General features: G+C 53.8%; 10 protein-coding genes. 6 read left to right on the top strand and 4 right to left on the bottom strand.

The features are described 5' to 3' along the window. Positions 1-47: 47 nt before the first annotated feature. A complete protein-coding gene (gene dxs / locus HMPREF2726_RS01390; RefSeq protein WP_070601940.1) occupies positions 48-1,961 on the bottom strand; it encodes a 1-deoxy-D-xylulose-5-phosphate synthase in 1,914 nt (637 codons plus the stop codon). 211 nt (positions 1,962-2,172) lie between these two features. Here dxs and gmk point away from each other — a divergent pair, with 211 nt between their 5' ends. The 5 genes from gmk to HMPREF2726_RS01415 all read left to right on the top strand — a co-directional run bounded on the left by gmk (position 2,173) and on the right by HMPREF2726_RS01415 (position 6,701). Beyond that, a complete protein-coding gene (gmk, locus tag HMPREF2726_RS01395) occupies positions 2,173-2,790 on the top strand; it encodes a guanylate kinase (RefSeq protein ID WP_070601949.1) in 618 nt (205 codons plus the stop codon). A gap of 59 nt (positions 2,791-2,849) precedes the next feature. After that, on the top strand, positions 2,850-3,056 hold the full coding sequence (rpoZ, locus tag HMPREF2726_RS01400; RefSeq protein WP_003740638.1) for a DNA-directed RNA polymerase subunit omega: 207 nt from the start codon (positions 2,850-2,852) through the stop codon (positions 3,054-3,056). 110 nt (positions 3,057-3,166) lie between these two features. Then, entirely contained in the window at positions 3,167-5,323 is a 2,157-nt protein-coding gene (locus HMPREF2726_RS01405) for a RelA/SpoT family protein (protein WP_070601942.1), read from the top strand. A gap of 386 nt (positions 5,324-5,709) precedes the next feature. After that, the gene (gene rpsU, locus HMPREF2726_RS01410; protein WP_002214819.1) at positions 5,710-5,922 is read left to right on the top strand and encodes a 30S ribosomal protein S21; all 213 of its coding nucleotides are present in this window, start codon (positions 5,710-5,712) and stop codon (positions 5,920-5,922) included. Between the two features lie 332 nt (positions 5,923-6,254). After that, positions 6,255-6,701: a GatB/YqeY domain-containing protein gene (locus tag HMPREF2726_RS01415; RefSeq protein ID WP_003744883.1), complete on the top strand. Its 447-nt coding sequence runs from the start codon at positions 6,255-6,257 to the stop codon at positions 6,699-6,701. 88 nt (positions 6,702-6,789) lie between these two features. On the opposite strand, the gene HMPREF2726_RS01420 is transcribed toward HMPREF2726_RS01415, so the two are convergent. Genes HMPREF2726_RS01420 through HMPREF2726_RS01430 form a run of 3 tightly spaced genes read right to left on the bottom strand, consistent with a single transcriptional unit; the run spans position 6,790 to position 8,611 of the window. Continuing rightward, positions 6,790-8,112 (bottom strand): MFS transporter, encoded by a 1,323-nt coding sequence (locus HMPREF2726_RS01420; RefSeq protein ID WP_009312420.1) that lies wholly within the window; start codon positions 8,110-8,112, stop codon positions 6,790-6,792. Beyond that, entirely contained in the window at positions 8,109-8,306 is a 198-nt protein-coding gene (gene ccoS / locus HMPREF2726_RS01425; protein WP_003744897.1) for a cbb3-type cytochrome oxidase assembly protein CcoS, read from the bottom strand. Before ccoS ends, HMPREF2726_RS01420 begins: the two co-directional genes overlap by 4 nt. Beyond that, the gene (locus HMPREF2726_RS01430) at positions 8,306-8,611 is read right to left on the bottom strand and encodes an HLGFF motif protein (RefSeq protein ID WP_019270221.1); all 306 of its coding nucleotides are present in this window, start codon (positions 8,609-8,611) and stop codon (positions 8,306-8,308) included. Before HMPREF2726_RS01430 ends, ccoS begins: the two co-directional genes overlap by 1 nt. Before the next feature lie 522 nt (positions 8,612-9,133). Here HMPREF2726_RS01430 and HMPREF2726_RS01435 point away from each other — a divergent pair. Then, a complete protein-coding gene (locus tag HMPREF2726_RS01435; RefSeq protein WP_009312415.1) occupies positions 9,134-10,330 on the top strand; it encodes an acetate kinase in 1,197 nt (398 codons plus the stop codon). Positions 10,331-10,697 lie beyond the last annotated feature (367 nt).

Genomic DNA, 10,697 nt, shown 5'->3' on the forward strand with positions numbered 1-10,697 from the left:
TTGTCCTGATTTAAATTTAATCCACTATATTTCATTGCAGCTTCAGTTCAAGCCGCCGGCAGCCATCCGCGTATGCGTTTTTCCATTGCTTCGGCACTCAAGCCCAAATCGTCCAAAAGTTTTTTCGGATCGCCGTGTTCGGTTACAGTATCGGCAACGCCCAAAAGTAAAACGGGTTTGCAGATGCCGTGTTTCGCCAACACTTCCAGCACCGCGCTGCCTGCGCCGCCTTGCTCGGCGTTTTCTTCAGCGGTAACGATATAGTCGTGGCTTTGGGCGAGGCGGACGATGAGTTCCTCGTCTATCGGTTTGACGAAGCGCATATCGGCGACGGTGGCGTTCAGTTTGTCGGCAACCGCCAATGCGGGGGCGACCATGCTGCCGAAGGCGATGAATGCGGTTTTCTCGCCTTGGCGGCGGACGATGCCTTTGCCGATGGCTACGGTTTCGAGGCCGTCCGAAACGGGCGCGCCTGCTCCCGTGCCGCGCGGATAGCGGACGGCGGCGGGGGCGTCTGCCTGATAGCAGGTCGAAAGCAGCAGGCGGCATTCGTTTTCATCGCTCGGCGCGGCGACAATCATATTCGGCACGCAACGCAAGAAGCTCAAATCGTACAAACCGGCATGGGTCGGGCCGTCCGCGCCGACGATGCCCGCGCGGTCGACGGCAAACAAAACGGACAGGTTTTGCAGGGCGATATCGTGCACCAGTTGGTCATAGGCGCGCTGGAGGAAGGTGGAATAAATGGCAACGACGGGCTTCATGCCTTCGCAAGCCAAACCGCCGGCAAAGGTAACGGCGTGCTGCTCGGCGATGCCGACATCGAAATAGCGGTCGGGGAATTGTTGTTCGAATTCGACCAGTCCGCTGCCCTCGCGCATAGCGGGGGTAATCGCCGCCAATCGGGAATCTGCCGCCGCCTGGTCGCACAGCCATTTGCCGAACACTTGCGTATAGGTCGGTTTGGTGGCGGGTTTGTTTTCTTTTTCAGACGACGTTGCGGTTTTGAGGTCGTCTGAAATGTCTTTGGGCAGGTTGGCGACGGCGTGGTATTTGACGGGGTCGTTTTCGGCAAGTTTGTAGCCGTTGCCCTTTTTGGTGATGACGTGCAGCAGTTGCGGGCCTTTGCGGCCGCGCAAATCTTTCAATACGTCAACCAGATGCTCGACGTTGTGGCCGTCCACGGGGCCGGTGTAGCGGAAGCCGAAGTTTTCAAACAAAGACAGCGACTGCTTGGCGTGTTCGGCTTCGCCCGCCAGCGTTTTGATTTTGTGCTCGACTTTTTGGGCAAGCTCCATCGCGCCGGGCAGCTTGTCCAAAACCTTGCTCGATTGCGCCTTGATGGTGCTCAACACGCCGCGCATATCGCGCACGACGTTGCTGGCGAGGTATTTCGGTAGCGCGCCGACGTTGGGGGAAATCGACATTTCGTTGTCGTTGAGGATGACCAGTAGGTTCACGTCCATGTCGCCCGCGCAGTTCAAGGCTTCAAACGCCTGACCCGCCGTCATCGCACCATCGCCGATAATGGCAACGCTGCGGCGGTCGCTGCCCAAGAGCTTGTCTGCCGCCGCCATGCCCAAAGCCGCGCCGATGGAGGTGGAGGAATGACCCACGCCAAACGCGTCGTATTCGGACTCGCTGCGCTTGGGGAAACCCGCCAAGCCGCCGTAGCGGCGCATGGTGTGCATTTGATCTTTGCGGCCGGTGAGGATTTTGTGCGGATAGCTTTGATGGCCGACGTCCCAAACCAAATGGTCTTCGGGTGTGTCGTACACATAGTGCAGGGCGATGGTCAGCTCGACCGCGCCCAGATTGCTGGCGAAATGCCCGCCGGTTTTGCCTATCGAATCCAGCAGAAACTCCCGCAGCTCGGCGGCGACTTGGGGCAACTGTTTTTTATCCAGACGGCGCAAATCTTGCGGGCTGCCGACGGTATCGAGTAGCGGAGTGTGGCTCATGGTGTGTCTTTGCAGGCTTATTTGTGTATAGCGGGCAATTATAGCAAGAGTTTAGAAAGACGTGGGTTTCCTGCCGGAGGTCGGGTATCGCCGTTAAGCCGTTGTCTGCCGATGGACGCGGCGTTTGGGAATGTGTGTAAGGGTCGTCTGAACATGAAATTACACGCCCTGTATGCTACAATCAACAGATAATCCCATCGGTACCAAAATCATGAAATCCCATAAAAAAGGCAATATTTTCATCATCTCCGCCGCTTCCGGCACGGGCAAGACCACGCTGGTTTCCCGTCTTTTGAAAAACAACGCCGATTTGCGCGTCTCCGTATCGCACACCACCCGCCAGCCGCGCGAAGGCGAACAGCATGGCGTGCATTATCATTTTGTTCCGAAAGAGGAATTTGAATCTTTAATCAAACAGAAAGCCTTTCTCGAACACGCAAACGTTTTCGGCAATTATTACGGAACCAGCATTGCGGGGGTCAATTCCCTTAGCGAAGAGGGTTACGATGTGATTTTGGAAATTGACGTGCAAGGCGCGGCGCAGGTACGCAAATCCCTGCCCGAAGCCAGCAGCATCTTCATTCTACCGCCTTCGTTCGAAGTCCTTGCCGAACGCCTTATCGGGCGCGGCACCGACAGCGAGGAAGTCATCCAAACCCGCCTCTCCAAAGCGCGTCACGAAATCGAACAATCCGTCCTGTTTGACTATATCGTTGTCAACGATGATTTAGACAGAGCGGAAGCCGATCTGCTCCACATCATCAAAGCAGGTCGTCTGAAAAAATCTTCCCAGCAAGGATTTATCTCAAACCTGTTGGAAAATTCCTGAAAAACAGCGAAAATACGCATTTACATTCCATCACAAATTAATAGAAAGAAAGCAAACAAATGGCCCGTATCACCACTGAAGACTGCACAGGCAAAATCCCCAATCATTTCGACCTGACCCTCGTCGCCGCCCGCCGCGCACGCCAGCTTGAAAACGGCAACGCCCCTATGGTTGACGATATCCGCAACAACAAGCCGACCGTTACCGCCCTGCGCGAAATCGCCGCCGGTCAAATCGGTACCGAACTGCTGACCCGCAACAAATAATACCGGCAGGCAAAACCTGCCCAACCGCCGCGCGGATTGTATCGGCGCGACACATCCGACCGATACAGTCTGACGGCTCAAAACAAAACACACACCGAAGGCCGTCTGAAATGCCCGCCCCCCAGCCCACTGCCCCCTACGACGCGCTGACTGCCGAAGCCCGCGAACTTTTGTTCCGTACCGCCTCCTATCTCAGCCCATCCGAACAGGCCGAGCTTGAAAAAGCCGTCGCCTACGCCTTTCACGCCCATGACGGACAAACCCGTAAAAGCGGCGAACCCTACATTACCCACCCCCTTGCCGTCGCCACGCAACTTGCGTTGTGGCACATGGACATACAAGGCTTGTGCGCGGGCGTGATGCACGACGTACTCGAAGACACGGGCGTATCCAAAATCGAAATGGCGGCAGAATTCGGCGAAACCATCTCCGAGATGGTGGACGGGCTTTCTAAACTCGAAAAACTCAAATTTGAAGATCATGCCGAGCATCAGGCGGAAAGTTTCCGCAAGCTCATCCTCGCCATGACCAAAGACGTGCGCGTGATCGTCGTCAAACTCGCCGACCGCCTGCACAATATGCGCACGCTCGGCTCCATGCGTCCCGACAAACGCCGCCGCATCGCCAAAGAAACCCTCGAAATCTACGCCCAAATCGCCAACCGCATCGGCTTGAACAACGCCTACCAAGAGCTTCAGGATTTATCGTTTCAAAACCTCCACCCGAACCGTTACGAAACCCTCAAAAAAGCGATGGACAACAGCCGCAAAAACCGCCGCGACGTCGTCGGCAAAGTTTTGCGCGCCTTCAGTCAGCGTTTGGTCGGCGCGAACATCGAAGCCAAAATCAAAGGTCGGGAAAAAAACCTGTACAGCATCCATCAAAAAATGTTGGCGAAAAAATTGCGATTTGCCGAAGTCATGGACATTTACGGATTCCGCGTCATCGTCAACAGCATTCCCGCGTGTTACGCCGCACTGGGCGCGCTGCACAATCTCTATCAGCCCAAACCCGGCCGCTTCAAAGACTATATCGCCATCCCGAAGAGCAACGGCTACCAAAGCCTGCACACGACCTTAGTCGGTCCTTACGGCTTGCCCATTGAAGTCCAAATCCGCACGCGCGAAATGGATGCCGTAGCCGAAGGCGGCATCGCCGGCCACTGGATATACAAATCCGGCGAAAACACCGTCGATCAAGCCGTCCTCCATACCAACCAATGGCTCAAAAACATCCTCGATTTGCAAGCCAGCAGCGCGAACGCCATCGAATTCCTCGAACACGTCAAAGTCGACCTGTTCCCCAACGAAGTCTACATCCTGACGCCTAAAGGCAAAATTCTCACCCTGCCTAAAGGCTCGACGCCCATTGATTTCGCCTACGCCGTCCACACCGACATCGGACACAAAACCGTTGCCGCGCGCATCAACAACACCATGATGCCCCTGCGTACCAAACTCAAAACCGGCGATTCCGTTGAAATCATCACTTCCGAACACGCCAAGCCCAATCCGGCATGGCTGAATTTCACCGTTTCCAGCCGCGCGCGCAGCGCCATCCGCCAATACGTCAAAAACCTCAACCGCCACGACGCCATCGTCCTCGGCGAAAACCTCCTGCAAAAAGCCCTGTCCAGCCTGTTGCCCAAAGACGTATTGCTTTCAGACGACCTCAAAGAAAAATACCTCGCCGACCTCAACGACAAACAAACCTCGTTTGAAGAAGTCCTCTACAACGTCGGCATGGGGCATACCCTGCCCGTGTACGTCGCCATGCACATCGCCGAACTGGCAGGGCAGCACTTCGGCAGCGAAGTCAAACTCAGCCCCATCAAAGTCAACGACCAAGAAACCGGCCGCATCCATTTTGCCGAATGTTGCCACCCCGTCCCGGGCGATTCCGTCCGCGCCCTTTTGGTCAAAGACAAAGGCATGATTATCCACCGCGATACCTGTCCGACCCTGTTCAAATCCGACCCCGAACAGCAGCTTGATGCGAACTGGGAAGGCATAGGCAGCCATACCTACCGCACCGGACTCAGTATCCAATCCGAAGACGCCCACGGCCTGCTCGCCCTTATGGCGCAAGCCATCTCCAATTCCGGCGCGGATATCGAGTCCGTCGAAACCCCCAACAAAGCGCTGGCAGGTACGGAAGGCTTTGTCGAATTCAAGTTCATCATCAAAGTGAAGGATTTGGCGCAAATCAACCAAATTATTCACAATCTGCACGCCATTCCCCAAGTGCGCAAAGTAGTCCGAAGCTAACGGAAGAAGGGCGGTAAAGCCGATGCCGTTTTGCCGCAAGATAGGGTTTAAGTCTTCTTAAAAATCCGGAAGATACTTTCGCAAAATCAGTAAGAAGCGCGAAATACCACAAAGGTCGTCTGAAAACCGATATTCAAGGTTTTCAGACGACCTTCAAACTTGACAGAAACGACGCAATCAAAGATAATCCCGCAATTCATTTGCAGCCGCATCGACGGCATATACGGCGCAAGCCGACTTGTTAGGAGGTGATGTTTACATCACGGCGCGTATCCCGCCGGTCGCAAGACACCCGAGATACAAACAACCACTTTTTAACAAACCGCCCCTTTTACCTTTCTCCCTTTCGGCGGTTTGAAACCAGAATTCAATTTAAAGGAAATAAAATGCCTGCAATCCGCGTTAAAGAGAACGAACCCTTCGAAGTAGCCATGCGCCGTTTCAAACGTGCCGTAGAAAAAACCGGTCTGTTGACCGAGCTGCGCGCCCGTGAAGCTTACGAAAAACCGACTACCGAGCGCAAACGCAAAAAAGCCGCAGCCGTAAAACGCCTGCAAAAACGCCTGCGCAGCCAACAACTGCCTCCTAAAATGTACTAAACATCAATTGCAGGTCTGCCCTGTGATGCCGAAACACACCGCAAGGCTTGACCTGCGGTGTGTTTTGTTTTTCAGACGACCTTTAGGAGCTGTCGACATTCAATAGTTTCCGTGTCTTTTTATCCCCCAAGCGGTATCTTCTGCGTTGGAAATCCTCACAAGGTGTCCAACCTTGTTGCGGTTTCCGCCTTGAATCTTCCGCTTTGTGAACAAAAATCCACTTGGAAAATTAAATGTCGACAGCCCCTAGGATAATAGGTCGTCTGAAAAATAGAGAATCCCTAAGGCAGTATGTGCAATACCATCTTCCATCTTTTCCTGAAAGTCATCCCATGAGCCTGAAAGCACAATTAACCGAAGACATGAAAACCGCGATGCGTGCCAAAGATCAAACTGCTTTAAGCACCATCCGCCTCATCAATGCCGCCATCAAACAATTTGAAGTGGACGAGCGCACCGAAGCCGATGACGGCAAAGTGATTGCCATCATCACCAAAATGGTCAAACAGCGCAAAGACAGTGCCAACATCTACGCCGAAGCAGGCCGTCAGGACCTGGCGGACAAAGAAAATGCCGAAATCGAAATCCTGCACCGCTACCTGCCGCAAATGATGTCTGCCGAAGAAATCCGCACTGCCGTGGAAACCGTAATCGCCATGACCGGAGCTTCCGGAATGGCTGACATGGGCAAAGCCATGGGCGTGTTGAAAACCCAGTTGGCGGGCAAAGCCGATATGGGTGAAGTCAACAAAATCCTCAAAGCTGCGCTGACTTCATAATTGAATACCGACCGCTTTGGACGGATTCAAAAAAAGGTCGTCTGAAACCGAGATTTCGGGTTTCAGACGACCTTTTTTAAGCTTAGGCTTACCGTTTGCCGATATTGTGAAATATCTTGCCCATATCGTTTAAGAAACGGGGTTCGCGCTGGATCAGGTAAACAATCAAGGGGATATTGCCGATGGCGACGATCAGGTAAAGCAGGGAAATGCTGTCGAACAGCATCAAGAGTACCGCGCTTAAAATGGCAGCCGATACCATGAACACGCCATTGATAATGTTGTTGGCGGCGACGGCGTGGGCGCGGAAGGATTCGCTGCTGGCGGTTTGCAGCCAAGTGTAGAGCGGGACGGAGAAGAAGCCGCCGAAGAAGCCGATCAGCGTCATGACGAGCATGACGGGATACGCCATGCCTTGCGACAGGAACCAAGTGATGCCGTTGAGCTCGGTAAAGCGTTGCCCTTGGGTCAGCCATACCAAAATCAAGCCGAATACGGTCAAACCCGTCGTGCCGACGGTTACCAAGCCCAAGAGCAAGCGTTCGTGGCTGAGTTTGGCGCACAACACCGAGCCGGCGGCGATGCCGATGGAGAATAGGGCGAGCATGAGGTTGAAGACGTTGTCGTTGCCGCCCAAATGGATTTGCGTAAAAGTCGGCAGTTGGGTGGTGTACACCGAGCCGATAAACCAAAACCATGATATGCCGATGATGGATGTGAAGACGGAATCATATTGCACGGTTTCGCGCAGGAGCGCGTGCGTACCTTTGACGATGTTCCATTCGATTTTGGTGTTGGGGGCTTTGGCGGGGACGTTAGGCATGAAGAAGCTGGTCAGCGTGCCGCCGATGGCGACGAGCAAGACTAAGATGCCGACGACGGAGGGCGGCAAGCCTGCGACGGACGTGCCTAAAATCTGACCGAACAAAATGGCGATGAATGTTCCTGATTCGATCAGGCTGTTGCCCATAATCAGCTCTTTGTCGTTGAGGTAATCGGGCAGGATGGCGTATTTCAGCGGGCCGAACAACGTCGATTGCGCGCCCATGCAAAACAGGCAGACCAAGAGTAGCGGGGCGGACTGGATATAGAAGCCGAACGCCGCCACCGCCATGATGACGATTTCCAATACTTTGATCCATCGCGCCAAGACGGCTTTGTCGAATTTGGTGCTCAGTTGTCCCGACAGCGCGGAAAACAGGAAATACGGCAGGATAAACAGCAACGCGCCCAAGTTCAGCATTTGGCTGGCGGGCAGGAAGTTGTTTTTGCCCAAACCGTAGAAGCTGATCATCACAAACAGCGCGGTTTTGAACATATTGTCGTTGAACGCGCCCAGAAACTGCGTCCCGAATAATGGGGCGAAACGGCGGCTGGTCGGGAAATTCAGATTGTCTTTTTTGAGGCTCATTTTTCGGATTCTTGTTCTTCTTTTTCTATTTCGTTTTCAAGCAGTTTGTCGGTGGAATCGTCGTCCATCAGAATGCGGTGTGCCGGTCCTTCGAGATCGTCAAACTGCCCGTTTTTGCCCGACCACCAGAAAAAATAGCCGATGGCAAACGCCAAAATAATACTGATGGGCACTAAGATAAACATACTTTCCATCACATCGCTCCGGTCAAATCGGTTAAGACAAAAGTCTGTCCCGATACGGTCAGATATTCGTTGCGCAGCGAGCCGACGGGGGCGTCGTCAAAAAACAGTTCGATACGGTCTTTCACGACGCGCCAATATTGCGGAATCTCGGTTTGCCCGAAAGGCGCCAAAACCTCCGCCGCCACGCCTTCTTCACTTTGCAGCTTGACGGCGAAACGCCCGCTCTGCGGCTGAGTTTCGGATTCATCATCCGGCAGCATGATGAAAAAGCCCACATGGGCGCCTTGTTGCGTATGGATACTGAAATAGTGCATATCAAAGAATCTTAAAAGGCTGCCGCTGTTTTCAGACGACATAGTGAATACAAAAACTTTCTAAATGTAACAGTTTGACACGCCCCTGCAAAGGGCTTTACGCCCCCGCGTTCGACAGGTCGTCTGAAAACAAACCGTTTCCCTTTAAACATCAATATCTTCCTTTATCGCTTTCCGCCTGCTCCAAGTCAAACATTAAGCCAAGCAGCCGCCCCCGTTTTTTGCTAGAATAGCGCGGTTTACATTCATCAACCGATTTCAGACGACCCCGTCCAACCGGCGGCGGCAGAAACCACACGGAAAGCAATATTCATAAAGTTGCCCCATTCCGAATGTAGCAATCATTTTTCTTTCATAGATTTTACGCCACCAACCGATACGGCCTGCCGCGCAGATGCCCGGCTCGAACCTCAAGCGCATCCACTATGCCTGCGGGAGATGTTTGGCGGTATATCCACGACAAAGAACAGATTGCCGATACTGCCCGCACAGGTCGTCTGAAACATCCAGGAGCCACAACAAATGACCCAAAAACTCATCCTAGTTTTGAACTGCGGCAGCTCATCCCTCAAAGGCGCCGTGCTGGATAACGACAGCGGCGAAGTCCTGCTCAGCTGCCTTGCCGAAAAACTCAACCTGCCCGACGCTTACATCACGTTCAAAGTAAACGGCGAAAAACACAAAGTCGACCTGTCCGCCAAGCCCGACCACACCGGCGCAGTTGAAGCCCTGATGGAAGAACTCAAAGCCCACGGCCTCGACAGCCGCATCGGCGCCATCGGCCACCGCGTTGTCAGTGGCGGCGAACTGTACAGCGAATCCATCCTCGTTGACGACGAAGTCATCGCCGGCATCGAAAAATGTATCCCGCTCGCCCCTCTGCACAACCCCGCGCACCTCTTGGGCCTGCGTGCCGCACAAAGCATTTTCAAAGGCCTGCCCAACGTCGTCGTTTTCGACACCGCCTTCCACCAAACCATGCCGGAACACGCCTACAAATACGCCATTCCGCAAGAATACTATGAAAAATACGGCCTGCGCCGCTACGGCGCGCACGGTACCAGCTACCGTTTCGTTGCCGACGAAACCGCACGCTTCCTCGGCAAAGATAAAAAAGACCTGCGCATGGTGATTGCCCACTTGGGTAACGGCGCGTCCATTACCGCCGTCGCCAACGGAGAATCACGCGATACCAGCATGGGACTGACCCCGCTGGAAGGCCTCGTGATGGGTACGCGCAGCGGCGACATCGATCCCGCAGTCTTCGGCTTCCTCGCTGAAAACGCCAACATGACAATCACTCAAATCACCGACATGTTGAACAAAAAATCCGGCCTGCTCGGCTTGTCCGGCCTGTCCAACGACTGCCGTACCATCGAAGAAGAATCCGGCAAAGGCCATCCCGGCGCGAAACTCGCCCTGGACGTCTTCATCTACCGTCTCGCCAAATACATCGGCAGCATGGCTGTGGCAGCCGGCGGTCTGGACGTACTCGTCTTCACCGGCGGTATCGGCGAAAACTCCGACATCATCCGCGAACGCGTACTCGGCTACTTGGGCTTCCTCGGTCTGAAAGCCGACCACGAAGCCAACCTGAAAGCCCGCTTCGGTAACGCAGGCGTGATTACGACTGCCGACAGCTCAGCCGTCGCCGTTGTTATCCCGACCAACGAAGAATTGATGATTGCACACGACACCGCCCGTCTGAGCGGCCTGTAATACAGCGAGTCATCCGATAAAAAACCTGCCGAAAACGGCAGGTTTTTTGTTGGCACGGCAAAAAGCATGATTTGTCTGCATGACCCGCTTCGGGATTTCCTCTCTGTCGTCAAACAAAAGAAGAGGGCGCAGGTTTTTCTGCTTTATGTCCCGAACGATATTTACCCCGATTTCTTCCCTCTCAGCAAGAGCCGCGATAAGTTGCTTTTCGGTAAAAAGGTCGTCTGAAAACCATTTTCAGACGACCTTTTTCATCGCTATTGCTTCACAGGTTTCAAAGTCGGCAAAACCGTATCCCAAATCGCCAGCACTTCGGCTTCGCTGCGCTTCGTCCCGTCTTTTTTCTCCGCGCCAAACTGCATCATGA

It is taken from the genome of Neisseria sp. HMSC074B07 (assembly GCF_001810355.1).
GTDB lineage: Bacteria > Pseudomonadota > Gammaproteobacteria > Burkholderiales > Neisseriaceae > Neisseria.

Coding starts and splice junctions, on each gene's coding strand:
- dxs (WP_070601940.1), bottom strand. CDS start 1,961: ATGAGCCACACTCCGCTACTCGATACCGTCGGCAGCCCGCAAGATTTG.
- gmk (WP_070601949.1), top strand. CDS start 2,173: ATGAAATCCCATAAAAAAGGCAATATTTTCATCATCTCCGCCGCTTCC.
- rpoZ (WP_003740638.1), top strand. CDS start 2,850: ATGGCCCGTATCACCACTGAAGACTGCACAGGCAAAATCCCCAATCAT.
- HMPREF2726_RS01405 (WP_070601942.1), top strand. CDS start 3,167: ATGCCCGCCCCCCAGCCCACTGCCCCCTACGACGCGCTGACTGCCGAA.
- rpsU (WP_002214819.1), top strand. CDS start 5,710: ATGCCTGCAATCCGCGTTAAAGAGAACGAACCCTTCGAAGTAGCCATG.
- HMPREF2726_RS01415 (WP_003744883.1), top strand. CDS start 6,255: ATGAGCCTGAAAGCACAATTAACCGAAGACATGAAAACCGCGATGCGT.
- HMPREF2726_RS01420 (WP_009312420.1), bottom strand. CDS start 8,112: ATGAGCCTCAAAAAAGACAATCTGAATTTCCCGACCAGCCGCCGTTTC.
- ccoS (WP_003744897.1), bottom strand. CDS start 8,306: ATGGAAAGTATGTTTATCTTAGTGCCCATCAGTATTATTTTGGCGTTT.
- HMPREF2726_RS01430 (WP_019270221.1), bottom strand. CDS start 8,611: ATGCACTATTTCAGTATCCATACGCAACAAGGCGCCCATGTGGGCTTT.
- HMPREF2726_RS01435 (WP_009312415.1), top strand. CDS start 9,134: ATGACCCAAAAACTCATCCTAGTTTTGAACTGCGGCAGCTCATCCCTC.